The 20,451-nt window shown below is 71.5% G+C and carries 17 protein-coding genes; 13 read left to right on the top strand and 4 right to left on the bottom strand.

What is annotated here, in order from left to right; translation table 11 throughout:
• The first annotated feature begins 61 nt into the window (after window positions 1-61).
• The gene (locus tag ACO2TI_RS16095) at window positions 62-1,729 is read left to right on the top strand and encodes a diguanylate cyclase (RefSeq protein ID WP_423285869.1); all 1,668 of its coding nucleotides are present in this window, start codon (window positions 62-64) and stop codon (window positions 1,727-1,729) included.
• Window positions 1,730-1,748: 19 nt separating this feature from the next.
• Here ACO2TI_RS16095 and ACO2TI_RS16090 read toward each other — a convergent pair whose 3' ends face one another.
• Window positions 1,749-2,765: a LacI family DNA-binding transcriptional regulator gene (locus tag ACO2TI_RS16090; RefSeq protein WP_423285867.1), complete on the bottom strand. Its 1,017-nt coding sequence runs from the start codon at window positions 2,763-2,765 to the stop codon at window positions 1,749-1,751.
• Between the two features lie 231 nt (window positions 2,766-2,996).
• Between ACO2TI_RS16090 and ACO2TI_RS16085 the strand changes: the two genes are divergently transcribed.
• The 9 genes from ACO2TI_RS16085 (at window position 2,997) to ACO2TI_RS16045 (ending at window position 11,955) form a co-directional block, all read left to right on the top strand.
• On the top strand, window positions 2,997-3,884 hold the full coding sequence (locus tag ACO2TI_RS16085) for a dioxygenase (protein ID WP_423285865.1): 888 nt from the start codon (window positions 2,997-2,999) through the stop codon (window positions 3,882-3,884).
• Between the two features lie 26 nt (window positions 3,885-3,910).
• Window positions 3,911-4,675: an SDR family NAD(P)-dependent oxidoreductase gene (locus tag ACO2TI_RS16080; RefSeq protein ID WP_423285864.1), complete on the top strand. Its 765-nt coding sequence runs from the start codon at window positions 3,911-3,913 to the stop codon at window positions 4,673-4,675.
• 9 nt (window positions 4,676-4,684) lie between these two features.
• Window positions 4,685-5,608, top strand: coding sequence for a 3-keto-5-aminohexanoate cleavage protein (locus ACO2TI_RS16075; protein ID WP_423285863.1), 924 nt, complete (start codon window positions 4,685-4,687; stop codon window positions 5,606-5,608).
• 29 nt (window positions 5,609-5,637) lie between these two features.
• Window positions 5,638-6,633, top strand: coding sequence for a quinone oxidoreductase family protein (locus ACO2TI_RS16070; RefSeq protein WP_423285862.1), 996 nt, complete (start codon window positions 5,638-5,640; stop codon window positions 6,631-6,633).
• A gap of 13 nt (window positions 6,634-6,646) precedes the next feature.
• Entirely contained in the window at window positions 6,647-6,997 is a 351-nt protein-coding gene (locus ACO2TI_RS16065; RefSeq protein WP_423285861.1) for a cupin domain-containing protein, read from the top strand.
• A gap of 57 nt (window positions 6,998-7,054) precedes the next feature.
• Window positions 7,055-8,041: a Bug family tripartite tricarboxylate transporter substrate binding protein gene (locus ACO2TI_RS16060; RefSeq protein WP_423285859.1), complete on the top strand. Its 987-nt coding sequence runs from the start codon at window positions 7,055-7,057 to the stop codon at window positions 8,039-8,041.
• A 103-nt stretch (window positions 8,042-8,144) separates the two neighbouring features.
• A complete protein-coding gene (locus ACO2TI_RS16055) occupies window positions 8,145-9,236 on the top strand; it encodes a porin (protein ID WP_423285858.1) in 1,092 nt (363 codons plus the stop codon).
• A 114-nt stretch (window positions 9,237-9,350) separates the two neighbouring features.
• Window positions 9,351-11,345 (top strand): amidohydrolase, encoded by a 1,995-nt coding sequence (locus ACO2TI_RS16050; RefSeq protein ID WP_423285856.1) that lies wholly within the window; start codon window positions 9,351-9,353, stop codon window positions 11,343-11,345.
• Window positions 11,338-11,955 carry a c-type cytochrome gene (locus tag ACO2TI_RS16045; protein WP_423285855.1) on the top strand — a complete coding sequence of 206 codons (618 nt, stop codon included), beginning with the start codon at window positions 11,338-11,340 and terminating at the stop codon, window positions 11,953-11,955. Before ACO2TI_RS16050 ends, ACO2TI_RS16045 begins: the two co-directional genes overlap by 8 nt.
• A 2-nt stretch (window positions 11,956-11,957) precedes the next feature.
• On the opposite strand, the gene ACO2TI_RS16040 is transcribed toward ACO2TI_RS16045, so the two are convergent.
• Window positions 11,958-13,565 carry an MFS transporter gene (locus ACO2TI_RS16040; RefSeq protein ID WP_423285853.1) on the bottom strand — a complete coding sequence of 536 codons (1,608 nt, stop codon included), beginning with the start codon at window positions 13,563-13,565 and terminating at the stop codon, window positions 11,958-11,960.
• Between the two features lie 238 nt (window positions 13,566-13,803).
• On the opposite strand from ACO2TI_RS16040, the gene ACO2TI_RS16035 reads away from it, so the two are divergent.
• Genes ACO2TI_RS16035 through ACO2TI_RS16025 form a run of 3 tightly spaced genes read left to right on the top strand, consistent with a single transcriptional unit; the run spans window position 13,804 to window position 18,222 of the window.
• On the top strand, window positions 13,804-14,490 hold the full coding sequence (locus ACO2TI_RS16035) for a DNA-binding response regulator (RefSeq protein ID WP_423285852.1): 687 nt from the start codon (window positions 13,804-13,806) through the stop codon (window positions 14,488-14,490).
• A gap of 55 nt (window positions 14,491-14,545) precedes the next feature.
• Window positions 14,546-17,587 carry a sensor histidine kinase gene (locus ACO2TI_RS16030; protein WP_423285851.1) on the top strand — a complete coding sequence of 1,014 codons (3,042 nt, stop codon included), beginning with the start codon at window positions 14,546-14,548 and terminating at the stop codon, window positions 17,585-17,587.
• The gene (locus tag ACO2TI_RS16025; RefSeq protein ID WP_423285850.1) at window positions 17,584-18,222 is read left to right on the top strand and encodes a response regulator; all 639 of its coding nucleotides are present in this window, start codon (window positions 17,584-17,586) and stop codon (window positions 18,220-18,222) included. Before ACO2TI_RS16030 ends, ACO2TI_RS16025 begins: the two co-directional genes overlap by 4 nt.
• A gap of 35 nt (window positions 18,223-18,257) precedes the next feature.
• On the opposite strand, the gene ACO2TI_RS16020 is transcribed toward ACO2TI_RS16025, so the two are convergent.
• Together ACO2TI_RS16020 and ACO2TI_RS16015 are read right to left on the bottom strand one after the other, a co-directional pair.
• Complete coding sequence (locus ACO2TI_RS16020; RefSeq protein ID WP_423285848.1) at window positions 18,258-20,126, bottom strand: amidohydrolase; 1,869 nt, start codon at window positions 20,124-20,126, stop codon at window positions 18,258-18,260.
• Window positions 20,119-20,421 carry a XapX domain-containing protein gene (locus ACO2TI_RS16015; protein WP_423285847.1) on the bottom strand — a complete coding sequence of 101 codons (303 nt, stop codon included), beginning with the start codon at window positions 20,419-20,421 and terminating at the stop codon, window positions 20,119-20,121. Before ACO2TI_RS16015 ends, ACO2TI_RS16020 begins: the two co-directional genes overlap by 8 nt.
• Window positions 20,422-20,451: the final 30 nt, after the last annotated feature.

The raw sequence follows: 20,451 nt of genomic DNA, 5'->3' as shown, positions 1-20,451 counted from the left end.
CGCCGCAGCGTACGCGGCACAATCGCCCCGACCCGCCGCCTGCCCCGCAGGCCCCCACCGCATGTCCGCCGACGATCGCTTCGATGTCCTGATCGACGCCGCGCTCGACCGCATGATCGCCGCTCCGCGCGAGGCGCTGGCGCAGGCGGACGAAGCGCTCGCACTGTGCCGCAGCGACGACTCGCGCCGCGCGCGCGCGCTGTGGGCCCGCGGCCTCGCGCTGGGCCACGCCGGCGAGCATGCGCAGGGCCTGGGCGAACTCTCGCGCGCGCTGGCCGCGCTGCCGGCCGACGACCTGCGCCAGCGCGCCATCGTGCTGCGCGCGCTGGCCATCGTCAACGAGCTGCTCGGCGCGCTCGACGCCTCGCTCGAGCACGGCCTGGCCTCGCTGTCGCTGGCGCGACAGCTCGGCGACGCGACGATGATCGCCGACGGTCTGCTCTCGGTCGGCGTGGTCTATTCGCGCAACGGCGACCCCCAGCGCGGCCTCGACTGCTACGGCGAGGTGCTCGCGATGTACCAGGCGCTGGACGATCCGGCGCGCTGCATCCCGGTGCTCAACAACATGGGCATCAACTGCAAGAACCTCGGTCGCCACGCCGATGCGGTCAGCCACTTCGAACGCGCGCTCGCGCTGGCCGAAGGCGGCTCGACGGCGCCGGCCACCGTCGCGGTGCTGCATTCCAACCTGGCCGAGCCGCTGTGGCAGCTCGGCCGGCTCGACGACGCGCGCGAGGTGCTCGAACGCGCCGTCGACGTGCTCTCGAGCGCCGGCTACAGCAACGGCGAGACGCATGCGCGCGTGCTGCTCGGGCGCATCCTGCTGGCCGCCGGCGAGGCGGAGGCCGGGCGCGCCCAGCTCGAGCGCGGCGTCGCGCTGGCCGACGCCACCGGCGGCATGAACTACGCGGCCCAGGCCCATCTGGCGCTGTACGAGTTGCACAAGAAGGCGCAGCGCTTCGACGCCGCGCTGCGCCACCACGAGGCCTACCACGCGGCCGAGCGCGCGCAGTTCAATGCCGACTCGCAGCGCCGCCTGCAGGCGCTGCGCGTGCAGCACGAGCTCGCCGACGCGCAGCGCGAGGCCGAGACGCATCGCCAGCGTCACGTCGAGCTCGAGCGCGCCCATGCGCGGCTCAACGAGCTGCACGCGGCGCTGATCGCCGCGGACGAAGACAAGAACCGCCTGCTCGAGCGGCTGGCGCGCCAAAGCCGCACCGACGCCCTCACCGGCCTGGCCAACCGCCGCCACCTCGACGAACGCCTGTCCGACGAGTTCGCGCGCGCCAGGCGCCACCAGCGCGCGCTGTCCGTGGCGATGTGCGACATCGACTATTTCAAGCGCATCAACGACCGCCTCGGCCACGCGGTCGGCGACGAGGTGCTGCGCCACGTCGCCGCGATGCTGCGCGAGCGCTGCCGCGCGACCGACATCGTCGCGCGCTACGGCGGCGAGGAGTTCTGCATCGTCTTCGTCGAGGCCGACGCGGCCACCGCCGCCCTGGTGTGCGAGGACCTGCGCGCGGCGATCGAGGCCTACGACTGGCGGCGCGTGCATCCGGAGCTCGCGCTCACGCTGTCGATCGGCATTGCCGAGCGGCCCGCCGACGCCGAGCACCACGAACGCCTGCTCGTGGCCGCCGACCGCTGCCTCTACGCCGCCAAGGCGCAGGGCAAGAACCGCGTGTGCTGGGGCGAGCAGCGGCCGGCGCCGGAAACGACGTACTGAGCCGTCGCGGCCGTTGCGCTCAGCGCGCCGGCCTTGCCGTCGAGCCGCGCACCACCAGCACCGGCGTGAGGATGCGCTGCATCGGGCTCAGGCCCGGCGACGCGAGGTGCTCGAGCAGCAGCTCGGTGGCGTGATCGCTCATGCGGTCGGTCGGCACGCGCACCGTGGTCAGCGGTGGATCGATCATGTCGACCAGGGGCATGTCGTTGTGGCCGACGACCGACACGTCCTGCGGCACGCGCAGACCCGCCTGTCGCAGCGCGTCGATCGCGCCGACGGCGATCAGGTCGTTGCCGGCGAACACCGCCGTCGGCCGTTGCGCTTCGCCGCGCTCGAGGATGCGGCGCATCGCGTCGAAGCCGGCGTCGCGCGTGAAGGCCGGCGTGTCTTCGATCACGCCGCTCGCACCGGGAAGCTTGCGCACCATCGCCTCGAAAGCCTGGCGGCGCGCGCGGCCGGTCGATGAACTCGTCGGCCCCGCGATGTGCGCGAGCCGGCGATGCCCGAGCGATGCGAGGTGCTCGAGCGCCAGCCGCACGCTCTCGCGATCGTCGTTGACCACGCTCGAGAAGCGCCGCTCGTCGAGCCCGCGGTTGACCAGCACGACGGGCAGTTTGCATTGCTCGGCGGCCTCGAGCATCGGGTCATCGCTCTCGGCCGAGGTGATCACGAAGCCGGCGACCTGCCGGTTCGCCAGCGCGGTGACGACCTCGCGCTTGGCCTCGGCCTCGGCGGGCGTCTGCACGACGATGGACATCCAGCCCGCGTCGCGCAGCCGCCGCTCGAGGCCCTGCACGATCGGCCCGAACAGCGGGTTGCCGAGGTCCGGGACGATCACGCCGATCAGGTTGCTGCGCCGCGTTCGCAACGTCGCGGCCACCGCGTTGGGCCGGTAGCCGAGCTCGCGCGCGATCGCCTCGATGCGCGCACGCGTCTCGGGCGCCACCTTGCCGGGCAGGCCGCGCAGCGCCTTCGACACCGTGGCCGGGTTGACCTCGGCGAGGCGGGCGATGTCCTTGATGGTGACCGTTGGCATGGGCGCGGTTGTATCAGAGGCCTTGGGACGGACCGTACGGATACCGAAATTGGCAATCGTTCGCCATCTTTTCATCAGCAAATGATCGCCCAGAAGACGGGATCGTCTGCTCATAACAGACCATCACACCAGTATTAACCCTAGGTTTTGCGCGCAATGACTTGCTTTCTGGGGAAGCTGCTTCTATCGTTTGGCAATCGTTTGCCATTTATCCGAATCAAGGAGTCGCCCTTGGACGCTCATGCGGTCACCGGCCTGCCGGCCGAACCCGACGCCTTGCTGCACGCGGTGCTGCGCGCCAACGACGGCACCGACAACGCGCGGCTGCGCGAGGTCATGGGCTCGCTGCTGCGCCACCTCCATGCGTTCGCCCGCGAGGTCGGGCTGAACTACCGCGAGCTGGAGCAGGGGCTCGACTTCCTGGTGCGCATCGGCCAAGCCACCGGACCAAAGAAGCACGAAGGCATCCTGCTGGCCGACATCCTCGGACTCGCGACCCTGGTGTGCCTGATGGATGCCCGCGATTCGCTCGCCGAAGGCGGCACCGAGCCGGCGCTGATCGGCCCGTTCTGGCGCGACCAGCAGCCGCTGCGCGCCAACGGCAGCCGCATCGCCTGCGCCAACACGCCCGGCGCGCCGCTGCGCGTGAACGGCCGCGTGCTGTCGCTCGACGGCCGTCCGCTCGCCGGCGCGCGCGTCGAGACCTGGCAGGCCTCACCCAAAGGCCTGTACGAAAACCAAGACCCCGAGCAGCCGCAGATGAACCTGCGTGGGCGCTTCGAGACCGACGCCGATGGCCGCTTCTGGTTCGACAGCGTGCGCCCGGCCGGCTACCCGGTGCCGATCGACGGGCCCTGCGGCGAACTGCTGGCCGCGCAGGGCCGCCATCCGATGCGCCCGGCCCACCTGCATTTCCTCGTCGTAGCCGTTGGCCACAAGGTGCTCGCGACGCAGTTCTTCGACGCCGAGGACCCGCACGCGATGGACGACGTCGTGTTCGGCGCGGTCGGCTCGCTGCTGCGCCGCTTCGAGCCCGACGGCGAAGGCGGCTTCCGCCTCGATGTCGAGCTGCGGCTTGAACCCGGCGAGACGCGCGTGCCGCACTGCCCGCTGCCTTGAATCAAGCCACGGAAAACGAGAACGAGATGAGAACCTTCGCCCCCCGCGACCGCCTGGACGGCCGCACCGCGGTCATCACCGGCGGCACCGGCGCGATCGGCGCCGCGACCGCGCAGCGCCTGGCCGCGCTCGGCGCGCGCATCGTGCTGCTGCACCGCGGCGCCGATGCCGACGCGCAGCCGCTGCTCGCCGAACTGCCCGGCCACGGCCACTTCGCGGTGACGGCCTCGGTGACCGACAGCGCCAGCCTCGGCGCCGCCGCGCAGACGGTGCGCGAGCGCGCCGGCGGGGCCTCGATGCTGATCAACTGCGCCGGCTTCACCAAGCCGGTGCCCGCGGCCGACCTCGACGCGCTGGACGACGCGCTGATCGACGAGATATTCGCGGTCAACTGGCGCGGCCTGTTCGCCGGCATCCGCGCCTTCGCGCCGCTGCTGCGCGAAGGCGAGGAGTCGGTGATCGTCAACGTCTCGTCGATCGCCGGCCTCTCGGGCCAGGGCAGCAACCTCGCCTACGCGGCCGCCAAGGCCGGCACCGATGCGCTGACCAAGTCGCTCGCGAAGGCGCTCGCGCCGCGCATCCGCGTGCTCGCGGTCTCGCCGGGCGTGGTCGACACGCCCTTCGTGCCGGGCCGCGACGCCGGCTTCAACGACAAGGTCGGCGCCTCGATCCCGCTCAAGCGCGTCGGCGTCGCCGACGACGTCGCGGCGGCCATCACCGCCTGCTGCACCAGCTTCGTCTACGCGACCGGAAGCATCTTCATCGCCGACGGCGGCCGCCACCTCGGCTGACTGACACCCATGGACTCCACGACCATCCTCACCTGCGCCGTCACCGGCAACCTCACGCGGCCGGAGCAGACGCCGCACCTGCCCGTCACGCCGGCGCAGATCGCGACCGCCTGTCTCGAGGCCGCCGAGGCCGGCGCGGCCGCGGTGCACATCCACGTGCGCGACCCGCAGACCGGCCGGCCGTCGATGGCGCTCGAGCTCTATGCCGAAGTCGTGCAGACGCTGCGCCGCGAGAGCCCCGAGCTGATCATCAACCTCACCACCGGCCCCGGCGGGCGCTACGTGCCCAGCGACGACGAGCCGCGCGTTGCCGGCCCCGGCACCACGCTGCTGGCACCCGAGCGACGCGTCGAGCACATCGCCGCGCTGCAGCCCGACATCTGCTCGCTCGACCTCAACACGATGAACTCGGGCGACGAGGTCGTGATGAACACGCCCAAGAACGTGCGGCGCATGGCCAGGATCATCCGCGAGGCCGGCGCGGTGCCCGAGCTCGAATGCTTCGACACCGGCGACCTCGTGCTCGCCAAGACGCTGATCGACGACGGCACGCTGCAAGGCCCGGGCCTCTACACCTTCGTGATGGGCGTGCGCTACGCGATGCCGTTCTCGCCGGCGGCGGTGGCGCATGCACGCTCGCTGATCGACGCCAAGGCGCAGTGGTCGGCGTTCGCGATCGGCCGCCATGCCTTCCCCGCGGTGGCGCAGGCCTGGCTGCTCGGCGGCAACGTGCGCATCGGGCTCGAGGACACGATCCATCTGAGCAAGGGCGAGCTGGCGACCAGCAATGCGGCGCTGGTCGCCAAGGCGCGCCGCATCGTCGAAGACCTGGGCGGGCGCCTCGCCACGCCCGCCGAAGCGCGGCGCCGCTGGGGCCTGCGCCCGACCAATGCCCCGCTCGCGCTGCCGGTGTCGGCTGCCGCGCTCGCCTGAACCCACCGAACCCCTCGACCGGAGTCCTCATGACCGAACCTCGCCGCGCGCGCGCCTTGCGCCTGCATCGAAAAGCCGACAGCGCCGAGACGCTGAGTCCCGAGATCGTCGATCTCGCCCAACCCGAAGCGACGCCGGGCCACGCCGTCGTCGAGGTGCTGGCCGCCGCGGTCAACCCCAGCGACGTGAAGGCCGCGCTCGGCCTGATGCCGCACGCCGTGTGGCCGCGCACGCCGGGCCGCGACTTCGCCGGCCGTGTCGTCGCCGGTCCGCGCGAATGGATCGGCCGCGAGGTCTGGGGTACCGGCGGCGACCTCGGCGTCACGCGCGACGGCTCGCATGCGCGCTATCTCGTGCTGCCCGTCGAGGCGCTGGCCGCCAAGCCGCAAAGCGTGCCGCTGGCCGCGGCCGGCACCGTCGGCGTGCCCTTCGTGACGGCCTTCGAAGGCCTGCGCCGCGCCGGGCTCGCCGGCCCCGGCCAGACGGTGGCCGTGTTCGGTGCCAACGGCAAGGTCGGCCAGGCGGCGGTCCAGCTCGCCACGCGCGCCGGCGCGAAGGTCGTCGCGATCGAGCGCGGCACGACGCACTACGTCGGCCATGCGTCGTCGCCGGTGGCCGCGATCGACGGCACGCGCGCCGAGCTCGCCGCCGCCGTGATCGAAGCGACCGACGGGCGCGGCGCCGACATCGCCTACAACACCGTCGGCTCGCCCTACTTCGCCGCCGCGCTCGAGTCGCTGGCCGTCGGCGGCACGCAGGTGCTGATCTCCACGATCGAGCGCAGCGTGCCGTTCGACATCCTCGCGTTCTACCGCCGCAACCTGCAGATGCTCGGCGTCGACAGCCTCAAGCTCTCGGCCGCGACCTGCGCGAGCATCCTCAACGGCTTGCTCCCCGGCTTCGACGCCGGCCACTACCGGGCCTTCGACGTCGAGCCCGCGACGCTGCTGCCGCTCGATCAGGCCGGCGAGGCCTACCGCAAGGTGCTGGCCGGCTCGATGGAACGCATCGTCTTCGCGCCCTGACGAGGAGCGAGCGATGCATGTCGTACCGATTGCGCAGGCGCCGCTCTACGACGCGCCGGGTCACCACGCGATGGCGATGCGCAGGCTGCAAGGCCGCGAGGCCGGCCCGAGCGACAGCGTGTGGATCGGCCTGTCCGAGATCGCGCCCGGCGGCGGCACCACCGCGTCGGCGTCGGCGGTCGAGAAGTTCTACGTCGTGCTCGAAGGCCACGTCGACGTGGCCGCGAACACCGCCACGGGCGCGGCGAGCCGCGCCCGGCTCGGCCCGCTCGACAGCTGCCGCATTGCGCCCGGCGAGTCGAGGCAGCTCTCCAACCCCACCGAGCGGCCATGCCGGCTGCTGCTCGTGATGCCCAACGCCTGACGTCACCCCTGCCCCACCAACGAGTCGTCCGAACCACAGGAGACCGAGGAGACAACGATGAATGCCAACCGAAGACAAGTGCTGTCCTGCCTCGCCGCCGCCGGCGGCGCCGTGCTGCTGCCCGCAGCGGCGCGCGCCGACGGCGCATTCCCCAAGCAGGCGATGAAGATCGTCATCCCCTTCACCGCCGGCTCCGGCACCGACGTGGTCGGCCGCGCGGTGTCCGAGCGGCTGGAGAAATACTTCGGCCAGCCGGTCGTGATCGACAACCGGCCCGGCGCCGGCGGCACGCTCGGCGCCGCCGCGGTGGCCGCGGCGCCGGCCGACGGCTACACGCTGCTGGTGCATTCGGCCGGCCATGTCGCGAACGCGGCGCTCTATCCGGCGCTGAAGTACGACACGCAGAAGGACTTCGTGCCGCTCACGATGCTGGCCGCGCTGCCGAATGTGCTGGTCGCCGCGCCGTCCAAGGGCTTCAAGTCGGTGCAGGACCTCGTGCAGAAGGCCAAGGCCGAGCCCAACCGCTACCTCTACGCCTCGGCCGGCAACGGCAGCGCCACGCACATCAACGCCGAGAAGTTCCGCGTCGCGGTCGGCTTGCAGGCCACGCACGTGCCCTACCGCGGCACCCCCGAGGCGCTGACCGACGTGATGGGCAGTCGCGTCGACTGGTTCTTCGCGCCGCTGGTCTCGGCGCTGCCGCTGATCAAGGACGGCCGGCTGCAGGCACTGGCGGTCGGCACGCCCAGGCGTTCACCACTGCTGCCCGAGGTTCCGACGACGCTCGAGGCCGGCTTCGCGGGCTCCGACTACACCTTCTGGGTCGGCCTGTTCGCGCCGGCCAAGACGCCCGCCGACGTGCTCGCGCGGCTGCACGCCGAGACCGTCAAGGCGCTGAAGTCCGACGAGGTGCGCGCGCGGCTCGAGAAGCTGGGCGCCGAGACCACACCGATGGCGCAGGCCGACTTCGCCGCGCTGGTGCGCAACGAGATCGCTGCGACCGCGGCACTGATCAAGCAGGCCGGCATCCGCGTCGAGGCCTGAACGCGCCGGCCCGACGGCCGGCCTGCCCCTCGTCCCCATGACCGAGCGGCGCCGCGCGCCGTTCGCGAATGCTTTCGCCAGTTCACTTCTCCATCCACGCATCATGAAGTTCGAATCCATCCTTCGCGCCGGCCTGGCCTCGCTCGGTGGCCTGTGCGCCTTCGGCGCGGCGGCCCAGACGGCCGTGATCTACGGCCGCATCAACACCGGCATCGAGTTCGTCGATGCGAGCCGGTCGCCCGAGGACATGTCCAAGACGCGCCTGAGCAACTACCGCTCGGTGGTCGGCTTTCGCGGCGACGAAGACCTCGGCGCGGGCCTCAAGGCCATCTGGCAGATCGAGGGCGGCTTCGCGCTCGACACCGGCAACGGCAGCATCAGCAACCGCGACACGCGCGTCGGCCTGCAAGGCGGCTTCGGTACCGTGTTCGCGGGCGTGTGGACCCTGCCCTACACGGCGGCGACCTCCGGGTTCGATCCGTTCTATCCCACCACCGCCGGTTACATGGCGCTGATGGGCAACGGCTCGGCGCCGACCACCAACCACCTGATCGACACCACGTCGTTCGACCGCCGTCAGCAGAACGTGCTGCAGTACTGGACGCCCGCGTGGTCGGGCCTGTCGGCGCGCCTGGCCTACAGCCCGAAGGAAGACACGGTCGCGTCAACCGGCGCCAAGCCCTCGCTGCTGTCGGCCTCGCTCACCTACGACGCCGACGGCCTGGTGCTGACCGCCGCGCACGAGCGCCACGACGACTACCAGGCCAACGGCACCGTCGACACCGCGAGCAAGCTCGGCGCGGCTTGGCGCTTCGGCCCGGCGCGCGTCGCCGCGGTCGTCGAGCGGCTCGAGTACGAGACCGCGACCGGCTCGCTCGAGCGCAACAGCTGGTATGTCTCGGGCACCTGGCGCATCGGCAGCGGCTCGCTGCGCCTGGGCTACGCGCGCGCTGGCGACGGCAAGGGCTCGGCGAGCGAGACGGTGGGCTTCTTCCGCAGCGGCGCCGACACCGGTTCGTCGCAGCTCACCGTCGGCTACGAGCACGAGCTGTCCAAGCGCACCGCGCTGTTCGCGTTCTACAGCCGCATCGACAACGAGCGCGCGGCGATCTACGACTTCGCGATCAACGAGCTCGGCATCGCGCCCGGCGCGCGCCCGAGCGTGGTCTCGCTGGGCATGCGCCACGCGTTCTGAGCCGCCGCGCGCGGATCCCTTGGAGATGCGCGCGGCTCTGTCCAAAGGCCGATACCGGTCGGTGCGCGACCGGGTCGAATGTCCACCGCCCGATCCAGCAGGAATGCTTTTGACATGAACACCGACGCCACCGCCGACCACTCGGCCGATCCCGCCGCGCGCCGCGGCTTTCTGCAGGCCGCCTCGTCGCTCGGCCTCGCCGTGCTGGCCGGCCCCTCGCTCGCGCAAGGCGGCGCGGGCCGCAGCGCGCCCGACCTGATCCTGAAGAACGGGCGCATCACGACGCTCGACCGCGCGAAGCCCGAAGCCAGCGCGATCGCGATCAAGGATGGCCTGGTGCTCGCGGTCGGCAGCGACGCCGAGATCGTGCCGCTGGCCGATGGCCGCACGCGCGTCGTCGACGTCGAGCGCAAGCGCGTGATCCCGGGCCTGACCGACTCGCACACGCACGTGATCCGCGGCGGCCTGAACTACAACATGGAGCTGCGCTGGGACGGCGTGCGCAGCCTGCACGCGGCGCTCGAGATGCTCAAGGCGCAGGCCCGGGTGACGCCTGCGCCGCAGTGGGTGCGCGTGGTCGGCGGCTGGAACGAAACCCAGTTCGCCGAGAAGCGCCTGCCCACGCTGAAGGAGATCAACGACGCCGCGCCCGACACGCCGGTGTTCGTGCTCAACCTCTACAACCAGGCCTTCCTCAACCGCGCGGCGCTGCGCGCCGTGGGCTACTCCAAGGACACGCCGCAGCCGCCGGGCGCCATCATCGAGCGCGACGCGCGGGGCGAGCCCACCGGTCTGCTGCTCGCCGAGCCCAATGCCTTCGTGCTCTACAACACGCTGGCCAAGGGCCCCAAGCTGAGCCCCGAAGACCAGATCAACTCGACGCTGCATTTCATGCGCGAGGAGAACCGCCTGGGCGTGACCTCGGTCGGCGATGCCGGCGGCGGCTTCCAGAACTACCCCGATGACTACCAGATCATCGACAAGCTGGCCAAGGAGAACCGGCTGACCCTGCGCTTCGCCTACAACCTGTTCCCGCAGAAGGCCAAGGCCGAGCTCGACGACTTCCGCCGCTGGATCGCGATGGGCAAGCCCGGCGACGGCAGCGACATGTACAAGCTCAACGGTGCCGGCGAGATGCTCGCGTTCTCGGCCGCCGACTTCGAGGACTTCCTCGTGCCGCGCCCGGACATGCCGCCGGCGATGGAGCCGGACCTCGAGGCCGTGGTGCGCTTCCTGGCCGGCAACGGCTGGCCGTGGCGCATGCACGCGACCTACGACCAGACGATCACGCGCGCGCTCGACGTGTTCGAGAAGGTGCACCGCGACATTCCGATCGACAAGCTCGGCTGGTTCTTCGACCACTGCGAGACGGTCACACCCGCCAACCTGGAGCGCATCAAGAAACTCGGCGGCGGCATCGCGGTGCAAAACCGCATGTCGATGCAGGGCGAGTCCTTCGTGCGCCGATACGGCCTCGCGGCCGCCGCCGAGACGCCGCCGGTCAAGCGCATGCTGGAGATGGGGCTGCCGGTCACGCTGGGCACCGACGCGACGCGCGTCAACAGCTACAACCCCTGGCAGGCGCTGTACTGGTTGGTCGCGGGTCGCACGATCGGCGGCACGGTGATCTATCCCGAGGAGAAGCGCCTGGATCGCCAGACCGCGCTCGGCCTGATGGCCGCCGACGGCGCCTGGTTTTCGCGCGACAGCGGCAAGAAGGGCGTGCTCAAGCCCGGCGCCTTCGGCGACGTGGCCGTGCTCGACCGCGACTACTTCTCGGTGCCCGAGGACCAGATCCAGGACATCGTCTCGGTGCTCACGGTCGTGGGCGGCAAGGTCGTGTACGGCGCGCAGCGCTTCGCCGACCTCGCACCCGAGCTGCCGCCGGCCTCGCCGAGCTGGTCGCCGGTGCGCAAGTTCGGTGGCTACCAGGCACGCCAGGTCGCGCTCGGCGCCTCGGACCGCCGCTACCAGTACGCCGCACTGTGCGATTGCCGCGCCGGCTGCGGGCTGCATGGTCACGACCATCTGCGTGCGTCGAGCACCGCGGTGCCGGCGTTCGATGCGCAGGCCTTCTGGGGCGCCCTCGGGTGCAGCTGCTATGTCTGAGATCGCTCGCGCCGCCGTGCTGGCGCTGGCGTGCGCCGCGAGTTCGCTCGCAGCCGCCAACCCGCCGCAGATCGAGGCCGGCCGCAAGTTGGCCGTGGCACAGTGCGCCACCTGTCATGGCCAGGACGGCAACGCGCCCGACGCGCAGTTCCCTCGCTTGGCCGGCCAGCTGCAGCCCTTTCTCGAGCTGCAACTGCGCAACTACCGCTCGGGCGAGCGGCCGCATCCGGTGATGGCAGGCGTGGCCAAGGGCCTGAAAGACCGCGACATCGCGGCGGTCTCGGCCTACTACGCCTCGCTCGCGCCGATGCGCCATGGCGGCGCGCTCGACGCGCAGCTCGTCGCGCGTGGCGAGCAGATCTACCGCGTCGGCAAGCCCGGCGCGCCGGCCTGCCAGTGGTGCCACGGCGAGCGCGGCGAAGGCACGGCGCCCGTGTTCGCGCGGCTCGCGGGCCAGCACCCGGAGTTCGTCGTCGAGGCGCTGAAGCCCTATCGCGTGGTGCCGCGCTTCGGCAACCCGTACGCGAACGTGATGAAGGCCGTGGTGCAGGAGTGGTCCGACGAGGACCTCGCCGCGGTGGCGGCCTATGTCGCGTCGCTGAACCGCTAGCTTCACTCCCGCGGCGTGACCCAGTGATCCACGCGCGGCGGCCCGTCACCACGATGGAAGGCTCGCACCTCGCGCTGCAGGTCGGCGTCGGCCTGCGAGACGCGCGCATGCTGGCGCAGGTGTTCCTGCCACGACGCGACCAGAAAGCTCTCGATGAAGCGCCCCGGCACCGCCGCATCCTCGTAGACGCCCCACTGGTACGCACCGTCGCGCAACCGTTCGCCCGAGAACGCGCGCAGCGCGGCGACGAAGGCCTCGCGTTGCGCGGGATCGATGCGGTACTCGATCGTCACCATCACCGGCCCGCGGTCCTCCTCGACGCCCTCGGCGGCAACCGGTTCGGGCCAGTGCATCGACGGCGTCAGATCGGGCTCCGACTCGGCCACCGGCTTCCACCACGCCAGCGCCAGGCCCAGCGCGCCGAAGACGGCCGCCGCACGCAGCGCAAGCGCGACGCTCGCCTGGTCGGCGACGAAGCCCCACAGCAGGCTGCCGCCGGCCATCGCGCCGTAGAACAACGTCAGGTAGATCGCCAGGCCGCGGCCTCGCACCCAGTTGGGCAGCGCCGTCTGCGCCGCGACGTTGGCGGTGGTCAGCACCGCGATCCATGCGAAGCCGGCCACGCCGAGCACGGCCGCGACCAGCGTGCGGTCGCGCGTGGCCGACAGCGCGAGCAGGCAGCCGATCGTCAGCGCCGTGCCCAGGCGCAGCGTCGTCTCCGACGACACGCGCTGGCGCAGCTTGGGCAGCAGCACCGCACCGAGCACCGCGCCGGCACCGATGCAGCCCAGCACGATGCCGTAGTACAGCGCGTCGCCGCCGACCTCACGCCGCGCGATCACCGGCAACAGCGCCCAGTAGGCGCTCGCGAAGCCGAAGAACAGCACCGCGCGCAGCAGGATGCGGCGCAGCGCCGGCGCGTGCAGCGCGAAACGCACGCCGGCGCGCATGGCGGAGCCGAGCTGCTCGGGCGTGCCGCTGGCGGCCGGCGCGGCCGCGCCCTTCCACCACCACAGCGCGGCAATCACCGCGAGGTAGCTCACGGCGTCGACCCAGTAGGCCGCGGCGACGCCGGCCGCGCCGATCAGCACGCCGCCCAGCGCCGGGCCGATCGCGCGCGAGACATTGAAGCCCATGCTGTTGAGCGCGATCGCCGGGCGCAGCAGCGGCTTGTCCACCGTCAGCGGCGTCAGCGACTGCTGCACCGGCTGGATCAGCGCAGTGCAGATGCCGGCGGCGAACAGCGAGCCGACCAGCAGCGCCGGCGTCATCGCGCCGGCCTGAGCGAGACCCGCCATCGCGACCGAGACCACGCACAGCGCGACGTTGAGCCCGATCAACAGCCGCCTGCGGTTGACGATGTCGGCCAGCGCGCCGGCCGGCAGCGAGAGCAGGAAGATCGGCAGCGTGGTCGCGACCTGCACCAGCGCGACCGCGGTCGCCGACGGCGACAGCGAGGTCATCAGCCAGCCGGAGCCGACATCGCGCACCCAGGTGCCGATGTTGGCCGCCAGCGCGGCGAACCAGACGATCCGGAACACCGGGCTGCGAAAGGGCGCCCAGGCCGAAGGGGGCGCGGAAGGCACTGCGGCCGAAAGAGGGGCATGCATCGTCAAACGATGTTCTACGCCGCGCGACGCGCGGCGCCCTGCCGTGGTGAGGGCGCCAGTCTGTGCCCAAAGAGGCAGGCAGGACATGGTGGCGGCACTACCTCGATCGAGGTAGTGCCGGCTTCGACGATCCAGGGTGGCCGTCCCTGCGGGTTCTTCCTAAGCTCCGAGCAAGCCTCACGCCGCGCCCAACGTCCGGCGACGGCCGGATCGACCCATGCATGACCGGAGTGATCCCATGAAATCGCCCTATCCCCTGACCCGCGTGCTGGTCGCCCACGGCGACGCGGTCGTCGCCGCCGGCCTGTGCGCCATCCTGTCCGAACGTGCCGACCTGGTGGTCGAGCGCGTCAGCGCGGCCGAAACGCTGTCGCCGGGCGCCGACGCAGCGGCGGCAACCGACATCCTGGTAACTGACCTGCGCTCTTGGTCCGGCATGGCGCAGGCGCGCCGCGGCCGCAACGACGGGCGCGTGCTGGTCATCGGCAGCACCGCGCGCGAGCTCGAGGTGCGGCGCGCGTTCGAACTCGGCGCGCACGGCTACGTGCTGCAAGGCGGGCCGGTCGAGTCCATCGTCGACGCGGTCGCGGTGCTGCGCCAGGGCGGCCGCTACCTGTGCCGCGAGGCCTCGGCCACCGTGGCCGACAGCCTCGGCCACGAGGACCTCACGTCGCGCGAGCTCGACGTGCTGCGCCTGCTCGCGCAGGGCTTCAGCAACAAGCTGATCGCCAAGGCGCTGGGCATCAGCCTGGGCACGGTGAAGTCGCACGTGCGGCCGATCCTCGTCAAGCTGCATGCGGCGTGCCGCACCGAGGCCGTGGCGGTCGCGACGCGCCGCGGGCTCCTCGACAGCGAGGCGGTGGCGCCGGCGCCGGAGCGCGCGGCCAGGACGCGGGAGACCGCGCGCGACGCCGCACATCCCTAGTCGCCGGCCCCTCCCCTAACATGCGACGGGGCCTAGGGCGGAGTGAATGGCGAGCATGCGCGGATGGATCAGAGGGGGCGCCATCGCGTCGGTGCTGGTGCTGGCCTGCGCGTGGGCGCACGCGGCGCCGTGGCCGGGCGAGCGCACGCTCAAGCAGTTCCATCACACGCGCTGGGACAGCAAAAGCGGCGCGCCGCTGGACACGCGCAGGATGGCCCAGACCGCCGACGGCTGGCTGTGGCTGGGCGGACCGCAGGGCTTGTACCGCTTCGATGGCTTGCGCTTCGAGCGCTTCGCCGACCCCGAGGGCCAGACCGACGGTAGCGAAGGCGTCTCCAATCTCCTCGCGCTGCCGTCGGGCGAGCTGTGGATCGGCTACTACCACGGCGGCATGGCAGTGCTCGGCAAGGACGGGCGGCTGCAGCGCTTTGGTGTGCAGGACGGCTTCGACGCGAACGCCATCTCGACCATCGAATACGACTTCGACGGCAACATCTGGGCGGCGAGCGCCGCGCGGCTGCTGCGCTATGACGGGCAGCGCTGGCAAGCGATCGGCGAGGACTGGGGGCTGAAGCTCGGCAGCTTCGGCGGCATGGCGGTCGACGCCAACGGCGCGCTGTGCGTGTCGGACCACTCGGAGTGGCTCATGCTGCCGCGCGGCGAGCGGCGGTTTCGCCGCACCGGGTTGCCGACCGCGGGCGCACGCAGCCTGCAGCTGATCGACGGCACGCTGTGGATGGTGACGGCCGAGTCGCTGCAGCGCATCGCCGACGCGAATGGCGCGCAAGACCGGCCCGCACCGCGCCCCAACAGTCGCCGATCGTCGTCGGTCGTGATCGATGGCGAAAGACAGCTGTGGACGGTGTTCTGCCCCGAAGGCCTGTGCCGCACGCGGCTGCCGCGCGACCTCGCCGGCTCGCGGGTCGCGTTGGCCGTACCGGACGAACACTTCACGCATCGCGACGGCCTGTCGAGCGACGTCGGCATGACGATCCTCGAGGACCGTGGCGGCAACTTCTGGGTCGCGACCAAGTCCGGGCTCGACCGCTTCCGTCCGGTCCCGCTGCGCCGCGTCGACCTGCCGAGCGCCTACACCCACTTCGCGCTAGCCGACTCACCCGAGGAAGGCCTGCTGATCGCCGGTGCGTCGGCGACGAAGCGGTCGCTGTGGCGCGCCGGGCGTGAAGGCATGGCGTTCGAGGCGCCCGACACGATCTTCACCGCGACCCACGTCGACCGGGCTGGCCAGGTGTGGTTCGCCGGCCGCGGCGGCGTCTGGCGTCGCCATGCACGCGGCTTCGAGCGCGTTCCCGCGCCCGCAGAAGCGCCGCGGGCGGCCGTGCGCGCGCTGGCGTCCGACCGTTTGGGCCTGCTGGTCAAGTTCGCCGGCAGGCCGTTGTACCGTCTCGCCGGCTCGCGATGGGAGACGGTGCTCGCGCCCGAGCTGACGACGCCGGCAACGGCGCTGGCAGCAGGCCCCGACGGACGCCTGTGGCTGGGCTTCGCGCAGCAGCGCGTCGCCGTGGTCGATGCCGAGGGCCGACTGCGCGAATACGGCGAGGCCGACGGCCTGTCCACCGGCACCGTGACCCATCTCCACGCCGGGCGGCGCGTCGCCGCGGCCGGCGAGAACGGCGTCTCGATGCTGCGCGACGGCCGCTTCTGGCCATTGCACGTAAAGGAGCCGCAGAATCTGCGCGGCGTCTCGGGCATCGTCGAGACGCCGAACGGCGACCTGTGGCTCAACGGTGCGCGCGGCGCGGTGCGCATCGCCGCGGCCGAGCTCGAACGCTGGCAGGCGCAGCCGCAGCACGTCCTGGCGGAGCAGTTGTTCGACGCGCTCGACGGCTATCCATCGAGCGCATCACCGGTGACCCCGCAACCCAGTGCGGTGATGGGCCACGACGGCCGCCTCTGGTTCGCCGGCATCGACGGCGTGGCATGGCTCGACCCCGCGTCGATCGACCGGCCCGCCGCGCCGGCGCCGGTGCGCATCCTCGATCTCGTCGCCGACGGGCGTCGGTTCGACGCGCACCGCAGTGCCCTGCTGCCGCCCGGCACCTCGAACGTCACGATCCGCTACACCGCGCTGGCACTCGGCGAGCCGGAGCGCGTGCGCTTTCGGGTGCGGCTCGACGGCGTGGACGCCAATTGGCGCAGCGCCGGCAACAACCGCGAGGTGGTCTATTCCAACCTCGGACCGGGTCACCATCGCTTCGTCGTCGATGCATCGAACCCCGACGACATCTGGGGCGGTTCGCAGGCATCTGTCAGCTTCGAGATCCCGCCGACCCTGCTGCAGTCATCGGGGTTCCACGTGGCGGTCGCGGTCGTCGGCGCGGTCCTGCTCGCGCTCGCCTACCAGCTGCGCGTGGGCGTGCTGTCGCGGCGCGCCCGGCAGCGCATGCAGGCCGTGCTCGACGAGCGCGAGCGCATCGCCCGCGAGCTGCACGACACCCTGCTGCAAGGCGTTCAGGGTCTGGTGCTGCAGTTCCAGGCGGCGGCCGACTCGATCGGCCAGGACCCGTCCGCGCAGAAGTCGCTCGAGTCGGTGCTCGCGCGCGCCGATCGCGTGATGGCCGAGGGGCGCGACCGCATCGCCAGCCTGCGCTCGATGAGCGAGCCGGGCGACGACCTCGCGCTGTCGCTGCGGCATTTCGGCGAGCAGCTCGCGGCCGAGCAGCGCGCCGAGTTCGTCGCCAAGGTGCAAGGGGAGCCGACCTCGTTCGATCCTGCGCTGCTGTGCGAGGTCTATCGCATCGGCTGCGAGGCGCTGCTCAATGCCTTTCAGCATGCGCAGGCCAAGCGCATCGAACTCTGGCTGCAGTGCGACGGCCGATCGCTGACGCTTCGCATCCGCGACGACGGTGTCGGCATCGCACCCGAGCTGCTTGCGCGCGGCAGGCCGGGCCATTGGGGCCTGGCCGGCATGCGCGAGCGTGCGCAGCGCATCGGCGCGCGCCTCGCCATCGCGCCGGCCATCGGCGGCGGCACCGAGATCGAGCTCGTGCTGCCCGCAAGCGGATCTCGCCGGCTGCCGCGGATGCGCTGGCCGTGGCAGCGCCGCCGCGCGACGCAGGCATCATCGGCGCCATGAGCGGTCTTTCCACCAATGAGGCGATCCGCGTACTCGCCGTCGACGATCACCCTCTGATGCGCGAAGGCATCTCGACCGTGCTCGCGCGCCAGAGCGACATGCGCCTGGTCGGCGAGGCGTCGACTGGCCACGAGGCCGTGCAGCGCTTTCGCGAACTGCAGCCGGACGTGACGCTGATGGACATCCGCATGCCCGACATGGACGGCATCGAGGCGATGCTCGCGATCCGCCAGGAGTTCCCGACGGCCAAGGTGATCGCGCTGACCACCTACCGCGGCGACGTGCAGGCGCTGCGCGCGATCAAGGCCGGCGCGATGGGCTACCTGCTCAAGGGCTCGCTGCGGCTGGAGCTGATCGACGCGATCCGTGCGGTCGCGGCAGGGCAGCGCCGCATTCCGCCCGAGGTCGCGTCCGCGCTGGCCGAGCATTTCAGCGAGAGCGAGCTGTCGCCACGCGAGGTCGAAGTGCTCAAGCTGATCGCCGCCGGCCATGCGAACAAGGCGGCCGCCAGGTCGCTCGGCATCGCCGAGGAGACGGTCAAGGCCCATGTGCGCAACATCCTCGCCAAGCTCGGCGCCAACGACCGCACGCACGCGGTGTCGATCGCGTATCGGCGCGGCATCATCGAGCTCTGAAAGAAGTTCCCTCGCCCGCGCGCGGGCGAGGGAACTCACACCGCCCAGCACGCGCAACCGAACGCGCCCCAGAACGACTTCGCATCGGCGGCGGGCAGCGGACGCGTCCACGCGCTCGCATGCGCGTGGCCATGCACGTTGCAGCGGCGCGCACAGCCGCAATCGGCCGCCAGCTTCAGCGGAGCGTTGTCCTGCCGTCCCCAGGCGCCGTAGCCGCCGTAGCGGCGCACCGGCGACCAGTCCGGCATCGCCGGCGGCGGTTCGCCGTCGTCGTGCGGCTTGAACTCGCCGGCCGCGTAGACGATGCGCCCGCCCACCAGGGTGAGCAGCGAGCTCGTGCCCGAGATCTCCGACTCGGCGCAGGCGAAGAAGTCGCGATCGGGCACCACCAGGTCGGCGAACTGGCCCGCCGCGATGCGGCCCTTCTGGCCCTCTTCGTTCGAGAACCAGGTGCCGTGCTCGGTCCACATGCGCAGCGCCGTCTCGCGATCCAGCAGATGGCGCTGCGGGTACAGCGACAGGCCGCCGACTGTCTTGCCGGTGATCAGCCATGCGAGCGAGACCCAGGGGTTGTAGGACGCCACACGCGTCGCGTCGGTGCCGGCCGAGACCTTGACGCCGCGCTCGAGCATGCGTGCCACCGGCGGCGTGGCCTCGGCCGCGCCCGGGCCGTAGCGCTCGACGAAGAACTCGCCCTGATAGGCCATGCGGTGCTGCACCGCGACGCCGCCGCCGAGCGCGGCGACGCGGTCGATCGAACGCTCCGAGATGGTCTCGGCGTGGTCGAAGAACCAGTGCAGGCCTTCGAGCGGGATGTCCTGGTTGACGCGCTCGAAGACATCGAGCGCCCGGCTGATGGTCTCGTCGTAGGTCGCGTGCATGCGCCACGGCCAGCGGTTCTCGGCCAGGATGCGCACCACGGCCTCGAGCTCGCCTTCCATCTCGGGGCCCAGGTCGGGCCGCGGCTGGCGGAAGTCCTCGAAGTCGGCGGCCGAGAACACCAGCATCTCGCCCGCACCGTTGTGGCGGAAATAGTCGTCGCCCTGCTTGTAGCGCGAGCCCGCGGTCCAGCGCAGGAAGTCGTCCTTCTCCTGCTTGGGCTTTTGCGTGAACAGGTTGTAGGCCAGGCGCACCGTGAGCTGGCCGGCGTCGGCCAGCTCCTGGATCACGGCGTAGTCCTCGGGGTAGTTCTGGAAGCCGCCGCCGGCGTCGATGACGCTGGTGACGCCGAGCCGGTTGAGCTCGCGCATGAAGTGGCGAGTCGAGTTCAGCTGGTAGTCGTGCGGCAGCTTGGGGCCCTTGGCCAGCGTCGCGTAGAGGATGCTCGCGTTGGGCTTGGCCAGCAGCAGGCCGGTCGGGTTGCCGGCGCCGTCGCGCAGGATCTGGCCGCCGGGCGGCTCGGGCGTGTCTTTCGTGTAGCCCACCGCGCGCAGCGCCGCCGCGTTGAGCAGCGCGCGGTCGTACAGGTGCAGGATGAACACCGGCGTGTCGGGCGCGACGGCATTGAGTTCCTCGAGCGTCGGCAGCCGCTTCTCGGCGAACTGGTGCTCGGTGAAGCCGCCGACCACGCGCACCCACTGCGGCGGCGGCGTGATCGCGACCTGTGCCTTGAGCATCGCCATCGCGTCGGCGAGGCTTCCGACGCCGTCCCAGCGCAGCTCGAGGTTGAAGTTGAGTCCGCCGCGGATGACGTGGGTGTGGTTGTCGATCAGCCCCGGCAACACGCGCCGCCCGCGCAGGTCGACCACGCGCGTGCGCGGCCCGGCCAGGGGCATCACGTCGTGCTCGTGCCCGACGGCAACGAAGCGGCCGTCGCGGATCGCCACCGCCGAGGCATTCGGCTGCTGCCGCGACAGCGTCGTGAACAGGCCGCGGTGCAGGATCAGGTCGGCGTACTCAGCCACGCGCTTTCTCCCTGGCCGCATCTCTCGGCGGCTCGTGCACCACCATCACGCCCTGCCCGCAACCCGGCATGCGGCCGAACACATGCGGCTTGACCTGTTGCTGGATCCACGAGGCCGGCGCCGGTGCGTCAGCGCCGAACCACTGCTTGACCAGCGGCGGGATCTGCTCCCCGACGAGGATGCCCAGCAGGCCGACCAGCGCGATCACCGGCGGCGCCGGCGATCGCACGTTGAACAGGGCGTAGATCACGCCCACGAGCAGGCCGATCGCGGCGGAAACGAGGTAGGCCTTCATGGGCGATGTCTCCCTGTCAATCGTGGTCCT

The sequence above is a fragment of the Caldimonas sp. KR1-144 genome (assembly GCF_049446155.1).
Lineage (GTDB): Bacteria > Pseudomonadota > Gammaproteobacteria > Burkholderiales > Burkholderiaceae_C > Rivibacter.
This window is presented reverse-complemented; position numbering and strand designations above follow the sequence as displayed.